The organism is Alphaproteobacteria bacterium (genome assembly GCA_004295055.1).
In the GTDB taxonomy this organism is placed as follows: domain Bacteria; phylum Pseudomonadota; class Alphaproteobacteria; order SHNJ01; family SHNJ01; genus SHNJ01.
In genome coordinates, this window is sequence record SHNJ01000004.1 from 1 (window position 1) to 24,176 (window position 24,176).

Sequence of the window (24,176 nt, forward strand, 5' to 3'; positions counted from 1 at the left end):
TGGCGGGTTCACTCGATCCCAGTTTTTGGAATTTACGCACCACCAGCATCGGATCTAAATCAAAAAACATCGATTGAATCAAATCGACGGGAATCTGGCCCAGTTTTTGAAATTGCGGCAAAATACGCTCGATATAAAAATCGATTTTGCCAAGTTCAGCGTAATGATCCTGAAAATCCCACGGTGTTGCGATCAATGTCAGATTGGAATAATCCTTGGGACGGTTTTGGGCGAGGGCAAGCGCGAATACACCGCCCATGCAATATCCCAAAATCGCCGGTTTTGCGCCCTTTATTTTCCGGCGCATGGCATCGAACGATTGCAACATTAATCGCGTATAAGAATCGATATCGAATGTACGCTCGCGTTTTTGCGGACTTCCCCAATCCAGAATAATGGGGCGGAATCCTTGCGCGCGCAAATAATGCGCGAAACTGCGGCCCGGCATTAAATCCAAAATGTAATAGCGATTGACTAATGATGGGATCAGAAAAATAACCGGCGCGTCTTTTTTATTCGCGCCATAATCGAATAATTTAGCCCCGCCGGATTTCCAGATTATTTTCGCTTTGGTTTTTGGACGCGTGTAATCATGCGCTTGATACCGCAGCACGCCTTCCCAAAAATCATTTAGATTTTTTAGAATTTTTTCGTCGAGGTTTTGCAGCAGTTGGTTCCGATCCGCGCCGCTGAGGTTTTCGGTTTGGGCGCGCAGTTTTTGAGCGCTTGCCTGCAGTTCCGGTTGAAACGGAATCTTGCCATCCGCTAAATTGGGCCATAAAATCCGCAAGCTTTGATAGGCCAGCATCGCTGTGTTCATGTGCAGCATCAAAGGCCGCGGACCCATTCTTTTTGGTTGATCTTTTCTTGCCAGTTTGTTCATTCGCTGTATTTTGCCACATCATGGCGTCCTTGGGCAAATGGCTGAGCAAACCTTCGATCCAACCAATACTATTGGGGTCTTTCAGCCACAGAGTGACTTGTTCGCACCACAAATTGATCCAGGCGGCGGCTAAATCCTTATCTTGATTAGTTTTGGTCATGAAATGATAATAAATAAATGCTTTGGCGAATGAACTGCATATAGTATAATTAAAAATCAATCAAATGCAATTGCACCAAGATATTCGGCAAGGGTTATTATGGCCAAACAAAATATTCCGCAAATCGTTATTAAAAAATATGCGAACCGCAGACTTTATAATACATCGACCAGCACTTATGTGACGCTCGATGATTTATGCAATATGGTGAAAAAAGGCATCGATTTCGGCGTTTATGACGCAAAAAACGGCGATGATCTGACTCGTTCCGTACTGACCCAGATTATTGTGGAACAAGAGGCCAAAGGCACCAACTTGCTCCCGGTCAGTTTCTTGAAAAAACTGATCAGTTTTTATGGCGGCAATATGCAAATGCCGGTCGCGAGATACCTCGAAGATGCGATGCATAGTTTTGTCAATAACCAAGAACGCATTCAGCGCCAATGGAACGATGCGATTGGTATGATTCCGGGCATGGGCGCGATTAATGAGATGAGCAAGCAGAACATGGCGGTGTTGGAAAAAACCATGCGCATGTTCAATCCGTTTACCGGCGAGCCGACTGGCGGAGCAACACCATTCCCGCACGCGCAAAACGAATCCGCAAAACTAGAAGCCGAATATAACAAATTGCGTCATCAAATGGACGATTTGCAGCGGATGATTCAAGGAATCAAAAAAAGCGATAAGAAGTAATTAGCTGGCGCTGATCAAGCCGCTTTTAACCGGCAAGTTCTTGCCTTCGATAGCGCGCAGATTCTGTTTCAATTCCGGCCGCGCGAAATACAAGCCTTGCAAGAAAGTAACGCCGAATTTTGCCAGCATTTCCGCGTCTTCCTGTGTTTCTACGCATTCCGCAATCGTATCCAGGTCAAATCCGTTGGCGAGTTCAATCAACGTGCGGACGAATAATTGATTGCCGACATTGGTCGAAACACCATTGGCAAACGATCCGTCGATTTTCACCATATTCACCGGCAACATGCGCAATTGGCGATAGGAAGTATAGCCGGCGCCGAAATCGTCCAATGCAACTACGCAACCCATTGCGCGCAATTCCTTTACAAACTGCGCGGCTTCGTGAATGTCGGACAGTGCTGCGGTTTCGGTGATTTCCACGATCAGGCGTTTTGCCACGTTTGGCGTTTCGGACAATAATTTACGCAATTGCGTCAGCCATGATCCGCCGCCAACATTGAACCCGGATAAATTGACCGCAAGGCGCAACGATGGATCTTTGCGCAATTCGTAAATTGCAAGCCTGGCGATATGGTCGTCGATTTCGCGCATCAATCCCATTTGCTCGGCGGTTGGAATAAAAGATCCAGCGGCCAGCAAGCTGTCATCTTCGCGCCGGATACGGGCCAGACATTCATAAAAATAAACGTCGTGGCTTTTCGCCGATACGATCGGTTGGAACGCCAGACAGAATCTGCCGTATTTTAACGCGGCGCGGATTTCTTCGCTGATATTCAAATTGAACGAATTGGACAATAATGGCTGTAAATTCGGCTGATAATGCACGATGCAGTTGCGGCCGCTGCGTTTGGCGGCTTGCAACGCCACTTCGGCGCGCGACATAACGTCATGCGCGGTAATGCCGTCGGTAATGTATTCGGCAACGCCGACGGAAACCGTTACGCCGACTTTGCCTTCGTTGGTGGCGATCGCGGCGGCATTGATGCAGGCCAGAATATTTTCCAGGAACGCTTCTTTATCGCGTTCATTCATATGATTGACAATAATGCCAAAATGATCGCCGCCAACCCGGCCCATCACGTCGGTAAAATGCAGCAACTTTTCAAGGCGCCGTCCGACTTCGACGATCACCGCATCGGCGGCATGGTTTCCAAGCGCGTTGTTGATCAGCGATAAATTGTCGATGCCGACCACTAAATACATGCCTTTATGTTCATAACGCCGCGCATACGCCAGCGCATGATCCAAAGATTCCCGGATATGGCCGATATTGAAATGGCCGGTCAGTTCATCGTAATGGGCCAGTTTGACTAAACGTTCTTCCTGCTCTTTGCGTTCGGTGATGAAACGCAACGTAGCCAGCAAACGTTTTGCCTTGCCATATTCGTCGAACTCGGCGGCGCCGCGATCCTCGACCCATAATACTTGTCCATCCGGCAGGCACAGGCGGTATTCGCAGGCATAAAAATCGCGCTGCCGGGTTAAATGACGGTTCAAACAATCGACGCGGTAATTTAAATCTTCGGGATGAATCAGGCGTTGAAATTCATTGCCATGTTTGTGGGCGGTCAGGCCGAGCGGTTGTGAATGCCGCGAGGCTTTTAGCCAATGCAGTTCGTTCGATGGGAGAGCCCATTCGTACACAAGATCGCCTGCGGCGAGAAGTGCAGCCATGGCCGTTTTAGTCAAAGCATCCTGCTGACCCAACGGCGTCTCTTCGAAAGACACGTTTTCCAGTACCCTGTTTTTGAATTGCCTACGTGGCCAATCCCCAATAAATGCGGCCCTTATCCCTATATAATAATCTCGTAATCTATTAAAATTGGTTAAAGAATTAGATAAAATTGTATCTTTTTTGAATAAGTTTTAAGTTATCAACAAAAGCTTAATTTCAACCTATAGGCGGCAATACCAGGCTATGATATTGTAACGATATCAAAATATTCTATATGGTCCTTATATTCGGGTTGGTTATAGAGTCAAATTATGCGTATCCAAGACATGCTTTCCGCGATTCGTGCCCCGCGCCGCCGCAAAACCGTGCGCGCCAGCCACAAATCCATGCTGACGCACGATAATGACAATCGGCGCGGCGATTCCGTTGAAATTTTGCCGCCGGAACAGCCTGCGTTCGGCGCGGCTAACGATATGCCTTGGGTGCTGCATTCCAGCGAATATGTCACCCAATTCATTCATCAGGAATTATTGCCGGATGGCCGTGTCATCGGTCAGGCGCGGCAAGCGGCTGAAAAATATCAACAAGCCAATCAAAACTTGCAAACCCGCCCCCAGTTCGCCAAAATTTCGGTTTAGAGAAATATAGTTAGGAATTTAATTCCCCTCCCTTTGGGAGGGGCGGCGAGCCATTTATGGCGAGCGGGGAGGGTAAGGCGCTTAAGAACCTTCCCCCCTCCGCAAACGCTTTGCGTTCGCACCTGCCCCAAAAGGGGAGGAATATTTTTGACCCTCTTTTCCGGGGAGAGTATAAGTACATATATGAAAAACATCTTTTTATTTTTGGCCGCCTTGGCCGCTTTGCTGTCATTTGCCGTTGCAGCGGTCGCGGAGCCATATCCGTTGGCGCGCATGCAAGTATTGGACAAAGTCACAACACAGCGTCAGGCCATATCCATTCCAATTGGCAAATCCGTGACCGTCGGCACGCTGCATATTGTGGTGCGCGCTTGCTATGCGTCGGAAGAAGGCGAAAAGCCGGAACAATCCGCTTTCATCGAAATTTACGACGCCAAAGCGCAAAGCGCCACCAAACCGATTTTTTCCGGATGGATGTTTAAATCCAGCCCATCGGTATCGGCGTTGGAACATCCCATTTATGATGTGACGGTATTGGGTTGTGGCAACGCCGACAACAATAAATCCTGATTCATTTGCCCGGTATAAAACCGCGTCCGTATTTGCAGGGCGCTTTCCAATTTTTCAATATACTCATCTTTGGAAATCTCAACCGCGCCGAATTGCTGTAAGTGTTTAGTGATAAACTGTGTGTCCAGCAATTGAAATTGACTGTGGCGCAACCGCGCGATCAAATGCATCAATGCGATCTTGCTCATATCCGTCTCGCGGCTGAACATCGATTCGCCAAAGAAAGCGCCGCCCAGTGCGACGCCATATAGTCCGCCAACCAGCTGATTCTTTTTATTCCAAACCTCTATCGAATGCGCGAATCCCATATCATGCAACGCGCAGAATAATTCCATAATGCGCGGCGATATCCATGTGTCTTGGCGTTTTGGTTTGGCTTCGGCGCACCCTTGTAACACGCCGCGAAAATCCTGATTGCAGGTAACGGTGTGATTATCGTCGCGCAAGGCGCTGCGCAATTTGCGCGGGATATGAACATTATCCAGCGGTATAATGCCGCGCCGATCCGGGCAAACCCAAAATAAATCATTATCGCCCCGATGCTCCGCCATCGGAAAATAGCCGATCGTGTAGGCACGCAAAACAAGGTCAGGGGTAATTTCGGTCATGGAATATGTAATTATAACAAATATTTGAGATATTAATCGAGGTTAATCTTACTCAGAAAAAAACTTGAAATATGTTTCTTAATAGGATACAATAAAACAAATAAACAATAATAAAGCAGGGTAGTGCGATGACCGAACGACAGCGGGATTTTTATGAAGTATTAGGCGTTGAAAAAACCGCCAATGGCGAAGAAATTAGGCGCGCCTATCGTCGTTTAGCATTGAAATATCATCCCGACCGCAATTCTGGCGACACCGAAGCGGAAAAGCGATTCAAAGAGGCTGCTGCAGCTTATGAAGTTTTAAGTGACGAAAAAAAGAAAAAAAATTATGACCTATTTGGTCATGAAGGTTTAAGGAGTGGAGTTTCAGCGTCTACCGAAGCGCAACAAACCGCAGCACAAGCAGCAACACAGCAAACTTGGAAACAAAAAGTAGGCGTACCGCTTGGATTCAAAATATTTTCCGAATATAGAATGGCATTTGTGAATCCGCCTCGCGATACGGCGGAGGCTCAGTTGCGTTCCGGTCAATATCAACAAATTCAAGATACGGCCGCCTCATGGTGTAAGCATTTTGATTCCCGCATTGCCGCTGCGGGAAAGTTTAATTATGACCTGCAACAGCAGGAAGAGCGATTAATAAAATCCGGAGATGTAGTCGCATTATCAAGATTCCTTGCCTTAAAGACCAAAATATTTGCAGATAAGGTTTATCAAGGTTTTCAAGCCAATTGTATAACATTGGCGGCCATAGCCGACGGAGACGCCAAGGCGGATTTTGTAAGCAAATATGGCGATATTACCAGAGAACAAATGACCTTCACTACCGCCGCTCAATATCAAGATTACAACCCAACACAAATTATTGCGCAGTGGAGAAAAGAATTAGAAGGCACTAATACTCAGACAAATACCACAGCTCGTCCCACATCAACAAATGCGGGGAATTCCACAGAACGATCTTCGCCTATTCCGCCTCGGCCAGGAAAATCTGTTGACGATATTATTGCAGAGGCAGCGGCTGCAGTTAGAGCAGATCATGCCACAAGAGATACCAGTAAATCTGGGAGATTAGAGCCGGGAACCCCCGCCATGGCGGCCGCGGCGGAAAAGCTTTCCGTGGAAACCGGAACTCCGATCATGGATGGCTCTTCTCCGGTGGAAAAAGCATTTGCTGCATTTAATGCTGTCGCGGATGCTCAACAAACCGAAGGTTTAAGCGCTGTATTGGATGGCCATAGAAAAGCTACCGGGCGTTGTGCGGAAGATCGCACATTGCATACCAAATGCCGGGGACTGCATGAAATGCTATATGGTCAAGGCAATTCCATTTCAAAAGGAGTTATGGAAATAGCTTTTTCTGGGCCAGCTGGAAAAACACCGGATCAAAAATTGAAAGAGGGAAGATTCAGCATTATTAAATCGCCGCAAGTAGATAATAAAACATGTTTTATAACTGATTCTGATTGGAAAAAAATTAAAGATTCAGAGCTAAGTAGAATGTTTACGCCAGAACAAACCGCCCTGTTGGATTATGTATATGGGCCGATGAGCGCGAATCCGCCGTCCGCACAAACTATTGAAGAAGCCAAAAAACAATCATTGGTCAGCGAAAATCGTCTGGGGAAAGTTGGCGCGCATTTGAAAGCGGTGGAACAATCTTTAAGCAGCGTAAAAACTGATATTAACGATACAAGAGCTGCGACGGATATCGGTCGAAAGCAAGCAAAAGTTTTGGATGTGTTAGGGCCAGCAGCACAAACTTTAAAACTAGATCAAGGGAAATTCGATCAAGCCATGGGCGATTATGGCTCCGCTATCCAATCTTCCGCTCCACGCGCGGCAGCGATTAAACAATCTTATGCCGGACTCACTTTTCCATCACAAGCTGGAGTCATGGATCAAATATTAGACTCCCGCGCGGGCGCGGCTCCGAATGCGCGTGCCGTTCAGTATCATTCTCATTCTGTCGCAATGGTTTAAATTACGCCGCCTGGTTTTCTTTCTCTTTCCGCTCGATTTCCGCCGCAACCCATTTTTCCAGCCAATGGATGTTATAATTGCCATCGATGAAATCGGGCGTTGCGATCAATTGGCGGTGCAGCGCGATGTTGGTCGACAACGTCCCGCCGATCACATATTCTTCCAGCGCGCGGCGAAGGCGCAGCAAACATTCATTGCGGTTTTTGCCATGCACGATCAATTTCGAAATCATCGAATCGTAATTGGGCGGAACTTTATATCCGCTGTACAGGGCGGAATCGACCCGCACGCCCAATCCGCCTGGCGCATGATAATCGGTGATTTTTCCCGGACGCGGCGCGAATGTTTCGGCGTCTTCGGCATTGATGCGGCATTCAATCGAATGGCCTTCGAACACGATGTCTTTTTGCGTAATACTTAAAGGCGCTTTGTCCGCGACGCGAATTTGTTCGCGCACCAAATCGATACCGGTGATCATTTCCGTCACCGGATGTTCGACCTGCACGCGGGTATTCATTTCAATGAAATAAAACTCGCCGTCCTGGTACAAAAATTCAATCGTACCCAGCGATTCATAACTCAATTTTTTCATCGCCTTAACCGCGATATCGCCGATTTTATTGCGCGCTTCGGCGTTCAATGCCGGGGATGGCGCTTCTTCGATCACTTTTTGATGGCGGCGTTGCAACGAACAATCGCGTTCGCCCAAATGGATAACGTTGCCGTGCTTGTCGCCCAAAATTTGAATTTCGATATGGCGCGGATGATCCAAATATTTTTCCATGTACAGCGACGGATTGTTGAAAGCATTCTTTGCTTCCGCCCTTGCCAGCGAAAACGCCTCGATCACTTCATCGCGATTGCGCGCGACTTTCATGCCCTTACCGCCGCCACCAGCCGTGGCCTTGAACAATACCGGATAACCGATCCGTTCGGCGGTTGCGATCGCATCGTCTTCGTCTTTTACTTCGCCGTCCGATCCTGGCACGCATGGAATTCCCAAATCGATGGCGGTTTTTTTGGCGATGATTTTATCGCCCATCATATGAATATGTTCCGGCTTCGGGCCGATCCAGGTGAAACCATGTTCGACCACCATTTGCGCGAATTTCGCGTTTTCCGATAAAAATCCCAGTCCAGGATGAATTGCATCGGCATGGGTGATGGCGGCGGCGGTTAAAATCGCCGGCACATTTAAATAACTGTCTTTGGATGGCGGCGGGCCGATACAAACTGCTTCGTCGGCCAGGCGCACATGCATCGCGTCGTTATCGGCGGTCGAATGCACCGCAACGGTTTTGATGCCCATTTCTTTGCAGGCCCGGTGAATACGAAGTGCGATCTCACCACGATTGGCAATTAAAACTTTTTCAAACATGGCTGTCCTATATTACTTTCCACTTGCCGCTCATTAGCCGGCAAATTACCGCGGTACCAGGCATCACACATTTATTGGTTGCGGCCGCGTCTAAATCGGGTTGGCATTCTTCTTGGTTTGAGTAATATTTACCCTCGAAAACCGGCCGTCTAACGACACAAACATAGGCATCTCCCACCCCAACAAAATTACCGCATACAGCAAAACTGCCTTCGGGGGGCTTTGGCCCTAAATCCAAAAAATTGGCTAAACCAGGATGTCTGTTCAAATACTGGCGAAACCAAGTGGTAAAAGCCGACCACATTATTCGATCACCACCAAAACTTCGTCGAATTCGACCGGTTTAGTGTCTGTAAACAGAATTTGGGTAACGGTGCCCGCATTCGGCGCTTGAATTGGGTTCATCACCTTCATCGCTTCGACGATCAATAAAGTCTGGCCCTTATTCACCCGGTCGCCGACTTTGATAAAGGCGGGTTTGCCAGGTTCCGGCGCGGCATAGGCGGTTCCAACCATTGGCGATTTTACCGCGCCCGGGTGATTGGCGGCGCTGGTCGCGCTGACGGCGGCAGGCGCGTTGGCGGTTTGGACTTGGGCAGGGGCAGCCATTACAGACGGCACGCCCATGGAAATATTGGTATGACGGGCTACACGCACGCGCATATTGTCTTGCTCGATCTCAACTTCGCTCAGATTCGTTTCGGTCAAAACGGTCGCCAGGCGACGGATCATTTCTTCGTCAAATTTAGCCGCGGACATATTGTTTTAATTCCTTGAATTGCAATGTTTTTGTTGGTTGTACCAATTGCCAGAATCTATTTCACCGGAAAGGGTGCCGTTGCTTATACAATGGCGGCTGTTCGCAATGCAACAACAGATTCAGGGGAAAATGCCTATTTTTTAGGCAGTTTTTCGGCTTTTTCCCTTGGAAACAAAAACTTAAGGGTCTAAATTTCAGTCCTTCCTTCCTTTATTTTACCCCTATTACCATAAGGACCAAGAGTCATGACCTCGAGCGCTAAGAAATTAGATAGCAGCACCTATGAAAACCCGATGGGCACCGATGGGTTTGAATTTATCGAATATGCCTCGCCGGATCCAAAAGCCTTGGTCAAATTATTCGAACAATTGGGGTTTGTGGCAACCGCCAAGCACAAAACCAAAAAACTCACCTTATATAAACAAGGCGATGCCAATTTTATTTTAAACGAAGAGCCAACCGGCTTTGCGGCTGAATTCGCCAAAATTCACGGACCATGCGTATGTTCGATGGCGTTCCGGGTAAAAGACGCCGCGTTCGCGCATAAACGCGCGCTGGAACTGGGCGCAAAAAATGCCGATGCCAAGGTTTTGGATCTGCCGGCGATCAAGGGCATTGGCGACAGTCTGATTTATTTCGTCGATCAATACGGCAATAAGACAATTTACGATGCGGATTTTGTGGCGATCCCTGGCGCGCCGCAATCCAGCGGCATTGGATTGAAAGTGATCGATCATTTGACGCACAATGTTTATCAAGGCCGCATGGATCATTGGAAAGAATTTTACGAACGCTTGTTCAATTTCCGCGAAATCCGTTATTTCGATATTAAGGGCCAGAAAACCGGTTTGTTCAGCCGCGCCTTGACATCGCCCGATGGAAAAATTCGCATTCCGATCAACGAATCGGCCGACGACAAATCGCAAATCGCCGAATATTTGAAACAATATAATGGCGAAGGCATCCAACATATCGCGCTGTCGACCGATCATATTTACGATACGGTCGAAGGATTGCGTAAAAACGGCGTCGATTTCATGACGGTGCCGGAAACTTATTACGAACTGGTTGAAAAACGCCTGCCGAATCATGGCGAGGATTTAAAACGCATGCAGAAAAACCGCATTCTGATCGATGGCGTGTCGGAGAAAAATGAATTGCTGCTGCAAATTTTCACCAACACCGTGATCGGCCCGATATTTTTCGAAATCATCCAGCGCAAGGGCAATGACGGTTTCGGCGAAGGCAATTTCAAGGCGTTGTTTGAATCGATCGAACTCGATCAAATGCGCCGCGGAGTGATTTAATGCCCAAAACCCCATTATCGTTTTATTTGCACATGATCGCCGTCGCGGTAATTGTATTTGCGTTGGGGCATTTTTTCTATCATGATAAGGACTCGTCTGGATCTGTATCTACATCAGTTGCGCAGAAAGAATCGGTTTATGATCGTGTAATACGCACGGGCATCATACGGTGCGGATACATGGTATGGAAACCTTGGATGGTGGTTGATCCGAATACGAAGGAATTTTCCGGACTCAATTATGATTTGGTGAATCAATTGGCGGCCAATCTTGGGTTGAAGATAGAATGGACGCAGGAAGTTCTTCCCGGTCAGCAAGTTACCGCCTTGCAAAGCGGTAAGATTGATATGGTTTGCACCGCTGAAGGTCCGTTTGATGCGGCGGCGGGAAAATATATCGACTATTCGGATGCTATCGTATATCAGCCTGCAGATGCTTATGTCCGGGCCGACGATAGACGGTTTGACAGTAATTTTATGGCGCTTAATGATCCTAATGTTAAAATTTCGGTTATGGACGGCGATCTAACCTTTGTGCTTGCGAAAAAATTCTTTCCCAAAGCCACATTGCATCAATTACCGCAATCGGCCGATCCGGCGCAATTAATGCTGGATGTTGTCACAGGCAAATCTGATATGATCATCATGGATCCGCCCACGATCGAATATTTTACTAAGGACAATAATTTGGTTTTAAGAAAAGTGCCCGCATCGGAACCTTTTGCCTTATATCCTAATATGTTTAGTGTTAATAAGGGCGAAGATAAATTCCTAAACATGATTAATATTACATTGGAAAGTTTTCGTAATACTGGGGAGTTAGAAATTCTTCTGAAAAATTATGAAACCTGCACCACTTTATTTTACCGCCCCGCCAAATCCTATCAACCACCCGCGCAATAACGGAGCACATCATGGCCCACAAAAACTGGATCAATATCCCCCGCACCGAAGGCGATGCATCGGGTCAGGCGCATGCCGATTTGCCGGATGGCACGTTTGAACGTGAATTGGGCAAGGAAGGATTTTTCGGCCCCGCGACGCACATGTATCATAAAAATCCGCCAACGGGGTGGAGTGATTGGCAAGGCCCATTGCGTCCGCGCGCATTTGACCTTGTTAAAGCGGATAAAAAAACCGCGTCTCCCTGGGAGGCGCACAAAGTTTTGCAAAATAAATCCTGTCAATTCCGCATGTGGCGCACCGACGGCAAGGACGCGTTCAATTTATACCGTAACGGCGATGGCGATGAATTGATTTTTATTCACGAAGGCGAGGGCGATTTATATTGCGATTACGGCCGCCTGCCATTCCGCGATGGCGATTACATCGTTCTGCCGCGCGGCACGATGTGGCGTTTGGAATGCGCGAAACCGGTTTTCGCGCTGCTGATCGAGGCGACTAATTCGTCGTACCAATTGCCGGACAAAGGTTTGGTCGGAAAGCACGCTATTTTCGATCCCGGCGCGATGCGCATTCCGCAAATCGATGCGCAGTTCAAAAAGCAACAAGACGCCAAGGGCCAATATAAAATTCATATCAAGCGGCGCGAGGCGATTTCGACCGTCACTTTTGATTACAATCCGCTGGATGCCATCGGCTGGCACGGCGATTTGATGGTCACATCGATCAATTGGCGCGATATCCGCCCGTTGATGAGCCATCGTTATCATTTGCCGCCATCGGCGCATACCACGTTTGTGGCAGACCGGTTTGTGATTTGCACCTTTGTGCCGCGCCCGTTCGAAACCGACCCAAAGGCGATCAAGGTTCCGTTTTTTCACAATAACGATGATTTCGATGAAGTTTTATTTTACCACAAGGGCAATTTTTTCAGCCGCGACAATATCCACGCCGGGATGGTCACGCTGCACCCGTGTGGATTCACCCACGGCCCACACCCAAAGGCATTGAAAAATGTGTTCAACATGCCGACCGAGGCAACTGATGAAGTTGCAGTGATGATTGACACGCGCGATGCGCTGGAAATTGGCGATGCGGCGACCGCAACCGAATGGAAAGGTTACGTGGAATCCTGGGCGGGTTCGGCGCCGAAAAAAGCGGCGGGATAGTTTTAGAGTATTGTAATCTAATACTTTTTTCCAGATTTCGGAATTGGCGGTCTTGTGTCTATGTGGTATATAAAAGCCAATAAATAACCACTAAAGAAAACAAGAGGGTGCTGTGGCTGGTAAAAATAAATCCGAACCTAAAACTGTTCGCGTTAATGTGGGTGAAATAACGACTGCAATGCTGGCTAAATTGCGCCGTCGTAGGGATGTAAAAGAATCCACTTTATATCCGCCTGAACGCGCCTTTGTTATGACGCCAGCGACCTTAAAAACTTTAAAAAGTCATCCGAACTTTAGGCATGTTTTTGCAAAATGCCGCGCGGCTAAGGCTAGATAAAATAATAGCGAACCGGCCCTTGTGGCCGGTTTTGTCTTTATAGAGATAGAGTTTTTTGCTAATTTAGAAATCGATACTTCTGGAAAACCATCATTCATGCGGTGTTCTTGTTTTCAGCGCTGGCGACGACATTGGTGGATATGATGCAAAAGAAAAAGTAAGCAGGCCTATCGATGAAAAACACAATCTGGTCCGCGATTGTTGCTGCTATTGTCAGCTTGTTGGTAATATCCATTTACCCGGCGCAAAAAATGTTGCCAGGGGTAATGGAACAAAAAGAGTCCGCCTATGACCGCGTGATGCGCACCAAAACGATTCGCTGCGAATATGCTACTTTTGCGCCATCCCTAGTTTCGGACGTGAATACCAAACAAATTTCGGGCTATACGGTCGATTTAATGAATGAAATCGGGCGCCGGTTGGGTTTAAAGGTCGAATGGGTTGAAGAAACCACCTATGGTCAGATGGTCGAAGGGCTGAATTCCGGCCGCGCAGACGTATTTTGTGCTGCAACCGGCCTGAATGTGCATCGCGCCAAATTTACCTTGGCTACGCAACCATTTTTTTATGCGCCGATTTATTTGGCGGTGCGCCCGGACGATACGCGTTTTGCCGGTAACAATCCTATGCGCGCTAACGGCGAGGATATAAAATTTTTAATCGTGGACGGCGATATCGCCGATACGATTTCTCGCAACAATTTTCCCAAGGCGCAACGTGTCAGTTCGCCGCAATTGGTGGATTGGCCGACGATGTTGCAGGATGTAGTGGCCGGCAAAACCGATGTGGTATTGGCTGAGCCTTATACATTCCGGGAATTTGATAAAAACAATCCTGGGAAACTTAAAATGTTGGATCAGGGTAGGCCAGCAAGCCTATTGCCGGTTGGTTTTGTAGTCAATAAAGGGGAGGCGCAGCTGAAATATATGCTGGATATGGCGCTTTCCGAAATGACCAATGAAGGTTATATTCATGCAGTGCTTTCCAAATATTTCGACGATCCGGCCAAATATGTGCTGGAGCCGTCTGAACCATTTAGACTTGAAACTAAAAAATAGGAACTGGGAAATTATATGAAACTAGCCTCTTTAAAATCCGGCGGACGTGACGGCACTTTGGTGGTGCTGGATCAATTTGGCGACCGCGCGGTTCCGGTGCCGCAAATCGCGCCGACCATGCAATCGGCGCTGGATAATTGGGCCGATGTCGAAGTCGAATTGCGCTCCGTCTATCGTTTGTTGAATCAAGGCAAGTTGAACGATGCGTTCGCCCTCGATGTCAAACAACTGCATGCGCCATTGCCGCGCGCCTATCAATGGGCGGATGGTTCGGCTTATTTGCCGCATGTGGAATTGGTGCGCAAATCGCGTGGCGCCGAAGTTCCAGCCAGTTTTTATACCGATCCGTTGATGTACCAAGGCGGTTCCGACACATTTTTGGGCCCAGCCGATGCGATTGAATTGGCTGATGAAGCCTATGGCTGCGATTTCGAAGCGGAAGTCGCCGTCATTACCGACGATGTGCCGATGGGCGTTACGCCGGACGAGGCTCGCGATCATATTAAACTTGTCATGTTGGTCAACGATGTGTCGTTGCGTAATCTGATCCCGGCGGAATTGGAAAAAGGATTCGGATTTTTCCACGGAAAACCATCCAGCGCTTTTTCGCCATGCGCGGTAACGCCGGATGAATTGGGGGATGCGTGGGATGGCGGCAAAGTGCAATTGCGTTTGCGGTCGATGATCAACGGACAATTATTTGGCGATCCGGATACCGGTACCGATATGACATTCGATTTCGGCCAATTGATCGCCCATGCCGCCAAAACGCGGCATCTGGGGGCGGGCACGATTATCGGATCGGGCACGATCAGCAACCAAGACCGCTCCCATGGCCATGCCTGTATCATGGAAAAACGCATGCTGGAAAAATTGCAAACCGGCGCGGCCACGACGCCATTTTTGAAATTCGGCGACCGCGTTAAAATTGAAATGCTGGATAATAACGGCCAATCCATTTTCGGGCCGATCGATCAGCAAGTCATAAAATACGAACGTTTAAAAAGGGCGGCGTAACCGTGACTATGAAACTTTACAGCTATTGGCGGTCCTCGACATCTTACCGCGCCAGAATCGCGTTGAATTTAAAAGGCGTGAAATACGATTACATCCCGGTCAATATTTTACAAGGCGAGCAAACCAATCCCGAATTCCTGAAATTGAATCCCATGGGCGGCGTGCCGACTATTGTGGATGGCGGTCATGTGATCGGTCAATCGTTGGCGATTATGGATTATTTGGAACAAACCCGGCCCAATCCGGCTTTGTTGCCAGCCGATCCGGCGGCGCGGGCCTATGTTTGGCAACTGGCGTTGATCGTTGCATGCGATGTGCATCCGCTGGTCAATATGCCGGCGGTCAATTATGTATCCGCGCTGGCTGGCGATAGCGAGAAACTCCCCTGGATTCAATATTTCACATCGGCCGGATTGAATGCGATCGAATATTTATTGGCGAATAATAAATTCGCCGGCAAATATTGTTGCGGCGATGCGCCGACGCTGGCGGATGTTTGTCTGGTGCCGCAAATGTATGCGGCGAAAAGATTCGAAGTCGATGTAACCAATTATCCAAATATTAATCGTATCAATGATTTATGTTTGCAGCATCCGGCCTTTGCCGCCGCGCATCCGGACGAACAAATAGATGCGGTAAAATCGTAATAAACCGGCTCGGCATAGGGCTGGTTTTTTATCGCCCGTTCGATTTATGCATAATTATGCGTTTAATTTGTTGTCAATAAAAACTCATAAAATTAATATTTACCATATAAAATATGGGCGATATGCCAATTGTCACATATTCATATTTATGCGTAAAAAATTTATTTTTATGCTTTACTAAGGCATGGGATAGGCGCATGGTAATCCCATCACCAATCAAGGGAGAAATCCATGCCATCCCAACAAGTTAGATTTTATGAAGTAGCCGTGTTAGGCGCCAGAGATGCCGAGACTATTTGCACTTCCCCGACTCTGTCCGGCTTGGCGGCGCAGATTGACCTAAGCAAGTTGCCACCCGATCAAGGAATTTTTCTGCATTGTGGCGGGACAGTTCAGCCGGTCACTTTGAAGCCGCAGAAAGCCATTCTCGTTCATGCTGCTGGCAGATCAAGAAAAGATCCCCAGCGCAGGTTAGCTACACATTCTAGATTCCGGCCTACTTGCAGGATGATGTAATAAAAAAGGCGGCCGATAAGGCCGCCTTTTGTTTTTGAATTCAACCCAAAATTAATTTGGTTGTGGCGCTGGGGCAGTGCCGGCAGCAGCAGGAGCTGCGGCTGGTTCTGCTTTGGCGGTACGGAATTCATCGACCAATTTCTTGAATTCATCCGCGCCCAAAGCGCCTGGATAGAATTTATCGCCAACGATAAAGGCCGGTGTGCCGTTGACGCCCAGTTTCTGTGCCAGAGCAATGTCCGCCTGAATCAATTGTTGAATATCCGGGCTGTTCATATCGGCTTTCAGACGATTGACATCCAGGCCCAATTTGGTGGCCATGTCGGTGATATTGGCTTCGTCTTTCGGGGCGCGGCTATCCATCAAAGCGGTGTGGAATTCCACATATTTGCCTTGCTTGCCGGCGGCCAATGCGGCTTTGGTGGCGTAAACCGAACTTTCACCCAAGATTGGATATTCTTTAAATACGAATCTGATATTTCCATCTTGCAATACCGCATCGCGCACCGGATGGAACACCGCTTTGCAATAACCGCAATTATAATCGAAAAACTCCACGACGGTAATATTGCCGTTTGGATTGCCCATAACCGGGGAAGCCGGATTGTTATAAATTTCCGCTGCATTGGTTTGCATGGCTTTTTTGGTGTTGTCGGCGGCTTCTTGTTGCGTTTGACGCTGATAAGCTTGCAAGGCTTCCATAACCATTTTTGGATTTTCTTGCAAAGCTTGTTTTACCATTTCTTTGACTTGGTTGGTCTGGGTTTGGTTCAATGGATCTTGGCTGTGATCGGTGCAACCGGCGGCAAGAACCGCGATCGCCAAAATTGCAAATAAGCGAATCGATTTCATATATGGCTCCTAACGAAAAAGGCTGTTCTTTAATAATAGCAGCAATGTATCGGCTTTGTGGGACGGAAACAACCAGATTATTTTTTATCTTTTTCCTCGATTTGGATCTGATTTTTAATGTCTTCCGCCCGTTGCAGCGCAATAGGGTCGTCTTTTAACAATTTAACCGCCCGTTCGGCCTGGTCTTTGGCGCGTTTCTTGTCCCCGCGTAACAATCCAAGTTCCGATAAGGCCAAGGCCGACTTGCCTATATATCCGGCCTTGCCCTCGGCAATGGATTCCATTTGCCACGCCAGGCCGTAACGAGGCTCTAAACGCAGAATTTCCTGTAAATGCGACAGGGCTTGTTGCACATCCGTTTCGTTGCCGCGGTCCAACAAAGCCTGAACCAGTCCCAATCGTAACAATGGTTCTTGCGGCGCAAGTTCGACCGATTTTGCATAAGCGGCGATATAAGTATCGGGATTGTGATTGCTGCCGGGGGTTTCACGATAAACCTGGCCGCGCAATTCGTATAAATAAGGATTGTTCGGTTCTTGTTTAATTAAATTGGTGATTAGATCGAGCGATTTTTCCGCCTCGCCGCGCCGATGATTCATAATCGCCCTGGCGTACATGGCGGCAAAAGATTGGTCGCTATCCGGGTAATATTTTTCGACCTGGTCGGGCTGTAATAAATATCCAATCAATTTCGCGCGAATGCGGCGATGCGCCTCGGCCATAGTCTTGTCGTTCAATCCTTTATCCCGCAAATCAGGATGATCGTTCAGATATGCGGCGATGGCATCGATCCTTTCGTTGGTCAGCGGATGGGTTTGCAAATAAGGATTGGCCTTGTCGACCAGAATTTTTTGTTCGTTTTGCAGAATTTTGAAGAAATCCAGCAATCCTTGCGGACTTACGCCCAGATCCGTTAAAAATTTTATTCCCGCCTGGTCCGCGGAGCGTTCCTGTGTCCGGGTATAGGCAAGCGTGCTGCGTTGGAACCATTGCGCGCCGGCGCTCATTACTGCCGCACCGGCCTGTCCTTGACCAAGCGCCATGGCTGCGGCAGCAAGAGCCTGCAATAACAAAGTTTCTTTGCCGATATCCTGCATGGTCTCTTTGCTGCGCGCCAGATGGCCGCCAGAAATATGGCCGGCTTCGTGTGCGACGACCCCCATAACTTGGGCATAATTTTCGCTGCGAATCAGAAGGCCGGTATGAAGAAAAATATTCTGTCCGCCCGCGACAAACGCATTCAGATCGTTATTCTGCAAAATATACAAACGAAAACTGGTTGGGTCGATGCCGGCTTGGTTTAAGATCGGATAAATCATCTTCCGCAGATCCGATTCAATTTCGGCATCGCGTATTAAATTCATGCCATTGCCGGAATCGGCAAATGCCGGCGTTTGCGCCATCAGCATGGCCGCGATACAAAATAAAGATAGGAAACGTCTCACAAACACCCCGATGAAACAATATAGGGATTATATAGGGTAAATTTACGGCGGAAAAAGGTTTTTTTGAACTACCCTCCCCTTGAGGGAGGGTCAAAGTTGCGGGAGCAACTTTGGGGTGGGGATGCGGTGATAAATATTATAGATAATCTTAATTTGGGTAGTCTGAAGTCCCCACCCCAAAATTTCTGTCGAAATTTTGCGCCCTCCCTCGTCGTGTCGAAGACGCGCTTCGCGCTTAGGGGGAGGGCAACAAAAAGGGTTTAACTGCTGGTTTTGCGCCACCAACCCCGTTTGGGATTGCTGGGCGATTCGCTGACCACGGCGACATTGTCGTCTGTCCGGGGTTCGGCGCGCTGATCCTCCACTTGCACGGTGACCCGTTCCATCGCTGGTTCCGGATCGCTGTGGCGATGACGAGGTGCTTCGTAATGTTGCGGTGGCGTATCCTCGAAATTCGGACTTTCGTGGCTGGCTTCGGCGGCGGCAATATCGGTGCGTTCGAACGAAGGCGCTTCGTTGCCATAAGACTCGCCATTGCCCTGATGATTCTGTCCGCCATTTTCATCGCGGTTGAATCGGTTGCGGTTGCGATCCCGGTTACGATACCGGTCGCGGCCACGGCCGCCACGGCGGCGGCGTCCGAAACGTTCGTTCCTGTCGCCACGGTCGCCGCGCTCGCCATCTCGGCGATTGCGGTCGCTATGACGGCGGTTTTGGTTTTCATCGCCTTCCGAAGATTCGCTGTCTTCGGCGGTTTCGGTTTCCGAATCTTCTTCCGTTTCCTCGGTTGCTTCTTCTTCCTCGGTGCTGTCTTCGACCGGGGCGGAATCGTGCCGGTGTTCATGCTGGCGGTGCGGACGATGTTCGTTTTCACCTTCGTCGTCACGATCCGCCTTGACGCGGTCGATGCGATAGGCTGGCGCTACCAACGTATCGTCGAACTGCAACAGGATTTTAACGTTATGTTTTTGTTCCAATTCCGTCAACGCGGCGCGTTTGTGATTCAACAAGTATATCGCGGCATGGGTAGCCATGAATACTTTCAATTCACGGCTGCGGCGGCGGGACAAATCGTCTTCGATCGCGCGTAAGATGGAAAGAGCCGATGATTCCACCGAACGAACCACACCCAACCCATTACAAGTGGGACATTTGCTGGAACTTCCTTCCAAAACGCTGGGGCGCAAGCGCTGGCGGGTCAATTCCAGCAATCCAAAGTGCGAGATCCGCCCAATTTGCATCCTGGCGCGATCCTTGCGCACGAATTCCTTGAATTGGCGTTCGACCGATACTTTGTTGCGGTGATTTTCCATGTCGATAAAATCGATCACGATCAATCCCGACAAATCGCGAAGACGCATTTGCCGCGCAATTTCCTCGGCGGCTTCCAAATTGGTGCGAACCGCGGTTTCTTCGATATTGCGTTCGCGTGTGGAACGGCCGGAATTGACGTCCACCGCCACCAATGCTTCGGTTTGATTGATAACGATGTATCCGCCGGACGGCAAATCGACGCGGTTATCATGCACCGAATCGATCTGGCTTTCGACCTGATATTTTTGGAACAGGCTGGCCGATTCGTCTTTAAATTGCTGTACGCGTTTGGCGTGGGATGGCGTTAAAACCTTCATCAGATTTTTGGCGGCCTTATATCCTTCGTCGCCTTCGATATAAATCTGTTCGATATCCTTGCCATATAAATCGCGGATTGCGCGTTTTACCAGATTGCCTTCTTCATAAATCAGCGAAGGGGCGGTCGATTGCAGAGTGGTTTCGCGAATTTCATCCCATAATTTCAACAAATAATCGCAATCGCGCTTAATGTCGGTTTTTGGGCGATCCGCGCCGGCGGTGCGCAGAATCACCGCCATGCCATCCGGCACATTCAGGCTGGTGATCAGGCTTTTCATCCGCTTGCGGTCTTGGTAATTGCTGATTTTGCGCGAAACGCCGCTGCGCGCGGAGTTCGGCATCAATACGCAATACCGGCCGGGAAGGGAGATATAGGACGTCAACGCAGCGCCTTTCATGCCGCGTTCTTCCTTAACGACTTGCACCAATAAAATCTGACGGCGTTTAATCACTTCTTGGATTTTATAGCGGCGGTAGAATTTCATTTTGCGGAATTGCCGCGCTTCCTCGGCCTCATCGCCGCCAACCGTTTCCACTTCCGGCGTGCGTTGATTCGCATCAACGACCGGTTGTTCGGCGGGTGCTGCTTCGACGGCTTCGGAAGCCGTTTCGCCTTCGGCTGGAACGGTTTCGCCAGCATCGCCGATGCTTTCTTCGGCGATTGGCGCTGTTTCTTCGCTGATTGTTTCCTCGGTTGGGGCGGTTTCTATTGAAACGCCTTCTTGCGATGCCGGTTCCGCGTCCGCTTCAGCTTCTTCTTGCGCTTCTTCGTCTTCGCGCAATAAGGCTTCGCGGTCGGCGATTGGAATTTGGTAATAATCCGGGTGAATCTCGGAAAAAGCCAGAAAGCCCTGGCGATTGCCGCCATATTCCACGAAGCAGGCTTGCAACGAAGGTTCCACCCGTGTGACACGGGCGAGATAAATATTACCTTTTAATTGTTTCTTGGTAGCGCTTTCAAAATCAAACGCTTCTAGGCGGTTTCCATCTAAAATCGCGACCCGGGTTTCCTCCGGGTGCGATGCATCGATTAACATTCTTTTTGTCATTGTAAAAATTCTCCGTCATGGCAAGGCCACGCGCCGCGTTGCGGCGGGCACGCCATGGATTCTGGTTTATTGTAATTGGTTGAGGTTGAAAGCCAGCGAAGATCGCAGCAATCGCCATAAAGGCCGGGCTGCGCATACGAAACTGGCTTATAAAATTGTGGAAGTATGGTAAATTCTGACGCATATATTACTTATTATATATAGGTATAGACAGTCCTACACCTCTTAATATCTTACTCCATAATCTACTGGCTGGGTTAAGGAATGATTAACCGGGCCAATTTGGTCGTTATAGCAGGATTTCTTCCATAAAATCCAATGCGATAATTCCGGTGTGCATAGTAGCGGGATACCCGCCGTTTAGCAATCTATATTTTAAAGATATTAAAATCAGGCATTATATAAAAAAAGATCTGTGTATGGCCTTGATAAGTGCCACGATTTCGACATAAAAAGGGGCGATTTTTCGATTATATAGAATCATGATCCGATTTCGCAAACCCGCTTTTCGGCAAGTTATTTTTTTATTGGCGCTTTTGTCGCTGCTGCTTGGTGCCGCATTGGGATCTATTGCTATAGCAGATCCTGAACCAGCGGTTAAAAATCTGGTCGTTAGCGGTGTCCGGTTAGGGCAAAATTCCGGAGTAACCAGATTTGTAATCGATTTAAATCAAGACTCCCCATATCAGATTGTTACTATGGCCAATCCTTACCGGGTAGCGATAACCATGCCATCCTTGCGTTGGCAGATATTGCCCGGGACTGGAACCGCATCGCGCGGGGTGATTCGCAATTTCCGCTACGGCAGTTTTGAAAATGACAGTTTTCGGGTGGTTTTGGATTTACAGGGCCCCGTACAAATACGGCAAGCAGGGGTTTTGCCGCCCATAACGGTGCAGAATAATAAGCTATACCGCCTGATGGTGGATCTGGCGCCGGTCGATGAGCGCGATTTCCGTCCGCAGCAAATTGGCACTTATCAAGTTCCAAAAGCGGTTGCGGCTTCTAAACCGACCCCGGAAATTCCCGCTGCGAAACCCGCGCCTAACTCTAAACCCAAACAATCGGCGCAAATGCATACATTGGTGCTGGATGCCGGGCATGGGGGCGTTGATCCGGGGGCGATTGGTATTAAGAAGACGTATGAAAAGAATATCACCCTGGCGGTTGCCAAGGATTTAAAGAATATTTTAGAAGCAACCGGCCATTACAAGGTAATTCTTACCCGGGATAATGATGAATTCATAAAATTATATGATCGCGTTAAAATTGCCCGCAAGGCAAAAGCGGATTTATTTATATCCCTGCACGCCGATCATCACAGCGATAAAAATGTAAGTGGCGCTTCTGTCTATACCTTGTCTGAAAAAGCATCCGACACGGAATCGGCGCGGCTGGCGGAACAGGAAAACAAGGCTGATATTATCGCCGGCGTTGATTTGAAAGACGAGGATTCGGCGATATCGTCGATCCTGATTAATCTGGCCCAGCAAGAAACCATGAATCATTCGATTTATTTCAGCCGGATGCTGATCGGCGAACTACAAAAAAATGTCGCAATTATCGATTATCCCTTGCGATCGGCGGGATTCGTTGTATTGAAAGCGCCTGATATTCCATCGGTTCTGATTGAAATGGGATTTTTAAGCAACGCCCACGACGAACAATTATTGAAAGATTCGAAATACCGCGCCAAATTGGCGCGCGCGATTGCAGAATCTATCGATAGTTATTTTAACAAAGTGCCGCAAAGCGCGTTGTAACTGGTGTGGGATGAAAAAACTCGGTAAAATTTTGATGACTTTATTATCGCTGGCGTTTTTGGGTGGGCTAGTCGGCGGTTTGTTTCTGTTGTTTGTTTTATATAAATATGGCCAAGGTCTGCCGGATTATTCCTCGTTGGCTAATTACGATCCGCCTGTAGTCAGCCGTTTGTACGCCGGCGATGGCCAGCTGTTGTGCGAATATGCGGCTGAAAAACGCGTATTCGTGCCGGTCGATGAAATCCCGCCTTTGGTGATTAAGGCATTCCTCGCGGCGGAAGATAAAAATTTCTATAACCATCCTGGCGTCGATGTTATGGGCGTTGTCCGGGCGGTGGTGCAGAATGTGTGGAACGCGGCGTCGGATAAACGTCTTGTCGGGGCATCGACGATTACACAGCAAGTTGTCAAAAACTTTTTATTGACCAATGAACTGTCTTATACGCGCAAAATACGCGAAGCGATTTTGGCGTTTCGCATCGAAAAAGCATTTACCAAAGATAAAATCCTGGAACTGTATTTGAACCAGATTTTTCTAGGCAACAATTCTTATGGTGTTGGCGCGGCTTCGATCAGCTATTTCGACAAGCCTCTTAATCAATTGACCATCGAAGAAGCCGCCTATTTAGCCGCGCTGCCAAAAGCGCCAAGCAATTACCAGGCGGAGCGCGATTATGCGCAGGCCAAAGGCCGCCGCGACTGGGTCATCGATAGGATGCAGGAAGAAGGATTTGTTAGCCGCGAAGAAGCGAAAAAAGCGAAAGATGCGGCTTTGCGCACCAAAAAACGCGGCGGGATCGAATCGGTTCGCGCCGATTATTTCTGCGAAGATGTGCGCCGCGATTTGTATGCGCAATATGGCGAAGATGAATTGTATAAAGGCGGACTTGCGATTTTCACAACGCTTGATCCTGAGTTGCAGCGTTACGCCGAAAAAGCGTTCAATGACGGCATCGTCGCATATGATCGTCGTCACGGCTGGCGCGGCAAAATTTTTGGCCGATTGGAAAGTCTGGATAATTGGCAACAAAAATTGGCGCATATGCAAGTGCCGCTTGGCATGAATGATTGGCAATTGGCTGTGGTTACGCAAATCGGCGCCAACGGCATTCGTGTTGGCGCGCGT

22 protein-coding genes are annotated in these 24,176 nt (G+C 48.5%); 14 read left to right on the plus strand and 8 right to left on the minus strand.

Translation table 11 applies throughout. The features are described from left to right. The coding region (locus EYC62_00200; protein TAH38295.1) for an alpha/beta fold hydrolase at positions 1-883 on the minus strand (883 nt) is incomplete at its 3' end. A 259-nt stretch (positions 884-1,142) separates the two neighbouring features. Between EYC62_00200 and phaR the strand changes: the two genes are divergently transcribed. After that, positions 1,143-1,739, plus strand: a complete 597-nt coding sequence (gene phaR / locus EYC62_00205; GenBank protein ID TAH38296.1) for a polyhydroxyalkanoate synthesis repressor PhaR — start codon at positions 1,143-1,145, stop codon at positions 1,737-1,739. Here the strand turns inward: phaR and EYC62_00210 are convergent, their stop codons facing one another. Further along, positions 1,740-3,470, minus strand: a complete 1,731-nt coding sequence (locus EYC62_00210; protein TAH38297.1) for an EAL domain-containing protein — start codon at positions 3,468-3,470, stop codon at positions 1,740-1,742. Positions 3,471-3,728: 258 nt separating this feature from the next. Here EYC62_00210 and EYC62_00215 point away from each other — a divergent pair, with 258 nt between their 5' ends. Further along, positions 3,729-4,055: a hypothetical protein gene (locus EYC62_00215; protein TAH38298.1), complete on the plus strand. Its 327-nt coding sequence runs from the start codon at positions 3,729-3,731 to the stop codon at positions 4,053-4,055. A 183-nt stretch (positions 4,056-4,238) separates the two neighbouring features. Continuing rightward, positions 4,239-4,625: a DUF2155 domain-containing protein gene (locus EYC62_00220; GenBank protein ID TAH38299.1), complete on the plus strand. Its 387-nt coding sequence runs from the start codon at positions 4,239-4,241 to the stop codon at positions 4,623-4,625. Here EYC62_00220 and EYC62_00225 read toward each other — a convergent pair. Continuing rightward, positions 4,574-5,233, minus strand: a complete 660-nt coding sequence (locus tag EYC62_00225; GenBank protein ID TAH38300.1) for a leucyl/phenylalanyl-tRNA--protein transferase — start codon at positions 5,231-5,233, stop codon at positions 4,574-4,576. The genes EYC62_00220 and EYC62_00225 overlap by 52 nt on opposite strands. 128 nt (positions 5,234-5,361) lie before the next feature. Between EYC62_00225 and EYC62_00230 the strand changes: the two genes are divergently transcribed. Continuing rightward, positions 5,362-7,218, plus strand: a complete 1,857-nt coding sequence (locus tag EYC62_00230; protein TAH38301.1) for a J domain-containing protein — start codon at positions 5,362-5,364, stop codon at positions 7,216-7,218. 1 nt (position 7,219) lies between these two features. On the opposite strand, the gene accC is transcribed toward EYC62_00230, so the two are convergent. Together accC and accB are read right to left on the minus strand one after the other, a co-directional pair. Then, positions 7,220-8,596: an acetyl-CoA carboxylase biotin carboxylase subunit gene (gene accC / locus EYC62_00235; protein ID TAH38302.1), complete on the minus strand. Its 1,377-nt coding sequence runs from the start codon at positions 8,594-8,596 to the stop codon at positions 7,220-7,222. A 303-nt stretch (positions 8,597-8,899) separates the two neighbouring features. Beyond that, the gene (gene accB / locus EYC62_00240; GenBank protein ID TAH38303.1) at positions 8,900-9,355 is read right to left on the minus strand and encodes an acetyl-CoA carboxylase biotin carboxyl carrier protein; all 456 of its coding nucleotides are present in this window, start codon (positions 9,353-9,355) and stop codon (positions 8,900-8,902) included. 294 nt (positions 9,356-9,649) lie between these two features. Between accB and hppD the strand changes: the two genes are divergently transcribed. From hppD to EYC62_00280, 8 genes are all read left to right on the plus strand, one after another. Continuing rightward, positions 9,650-10,663, plus strand: coding sequence for a 4-hydroxyphenylpyruvate dioxygenase (gene hppD / locus EYC62_00245; GenBank protein ID TAH38315.1), 1,014 nt, complete (start codon positions 9,650-9,652; stop codon positions 10,661-10,663). Beyond that, positions 10,663-11,565, plus strand: coding sequence for a transporter substrate-binding domain-containing protein (locus tag EYC62_00250; GenBank protein ID TAH38304.1), 903 nt, complete (start codon positions 10,663-10,665; stop codon positions 11,563-11,565). The genes hppD and EYC62_00250 overlap by 1 nt, the downstream gene beginning before the upstream one ends. Before the next feature lie 11 nt (positions 11,566-11,576). Beyond that, positions 11,577-12,734 carry a homogentisate 1,2-dioxygenase gene (locus EYC62_00255; GenBank protein TAH38305.1) on the plus strand — a complete coding sequence of 386 codons (1,158 nt, stop codon included), beginning with the start codon at positions 11,577-11,579 and terminating at the stop codon, positions 12,732-12,734. 112 nt (positions 12,735-12,846) lie between these two features. Then, positions 12,847-13,071 (plus strand): hypothetical protein, encoded by a 225-nt coding sequence (locus EYC62_00260; GenBank protein TAH38306.1) that lies wholly within the window; start codon positions 12,847-12,849, stop codon positions 13,069-13,071. Between the two features lie 173 nt (positions 13,072-13,244). After that, positions 13,245-14,129, plus strand: coding sequence for an amino acid ABC transporter substrate-binding protein (locus EYC62_00265; GenBank protein ID TAH38307.1), 885 nt, complete (start codon positions 13,245-13,247; stop codon positions 14,127-14,129). 15 nt (positions 14,130-14,144) lie between these two features. Further along, positions 14,145-15,146, plus strand: coding sequence for an FAA hydrolase family protein (locus tag EYC62_00270; GenBank protein ID TAH38308.1), 1,002 nt, complete (start codon positions 14,145-14,147; stop codon positions 15,144-15,146). An 8-nt stretch (positions 15,147-15,154) separates the two neighbouring features. Then, on the plus strand, positions 15,155-15,793 hold the full coding sequence (gene maiA, locus EYC62_00275; GenBank protein TAH38316.1) for a maleylacetoacetate isomerase: 639 nt from the start codon (positions 15,155-15,157) through the stop codon (positions 15,791-15,793). Positions 15,794-16,024: 231 nt separating this feature from the next. Further along, positions 16,025-16,309, plus strand: a complete 285-nt coding sequence (locus EYC62_00280; GenBank protein TAH38309.1) for a hypothetical protein — start codon at positions 16,025-16,027, stop codon at positions 16,307-16,309. Positions 16,310-16,360: 51 nt separating this feature from the next. Here EYC62_00280 and EYC62_00285 read toward each other — a convergent pair whose 3' ends face one another. The 3 genes from EYC62_00285 to EYC62_00295 form a co-directional block, all read right to left on the minus strand. Continuing rightward, positions 16,361-17,161, minus strand: coding sequence for a DsbA family protein (locus EYC62_00285; protein ID TAH38310.1), 801 nt, complete (start codon positions 17,159-17,161; stop codon positions 16,361-16,363). 77 nt (positions 17,162-17,238) lie between these two features. Further along, positions 17,239-18,606: a hypothetical protein gene (locus tag EYC62_00290; protein ID TAH38311.1), complete on the minus strand. Its 1,368-nt coding sequence runs from the start codon at positions 18,604-18,606 to the stop codon at positions 17,239-17,241. A 260-nt stretch (positions 18,607-18,866) separates the two neighbouring features. Then, a complete protein-coding gene (locus EYC62_00295) occupies positions 18,867-21,287 on the minus strand; it encodes a ribonuclease E/G (GenBank protein ID TAH38312.1) in 2,421 nt (806 codons plus the stop codon). A gap of 482 nt (positions 21,288-21,769) precedes the next feature. Here EYC62_00295 and EYC62_00300 point away from each other — a divergent pair, with 482 nt between their 5' ends. Both EYC62_00300 and EYC62_00305 read left to right on the plus strand, forming a co-directional pair. Next, complete coding sequence (locus EYC62_00300) at positions 21,770-23,050, plus strand: N-acetylmuramoyl-L-alanine amidase (GenBank protein ID TAH38313.1); 1,281 nt, start codon at positions 21,770-21,772, stop codon at positions 23,048-23,050. Positions 23,051-23,060: 10 nt separating this feature from the next. After that, the coding region (locus tag EYC62_00305) for a penicillin-binding protein (protein TAH38314.1) at positions 23,061-24,176 on the plus strand (1,116 nt) is incomplete at its 3' end.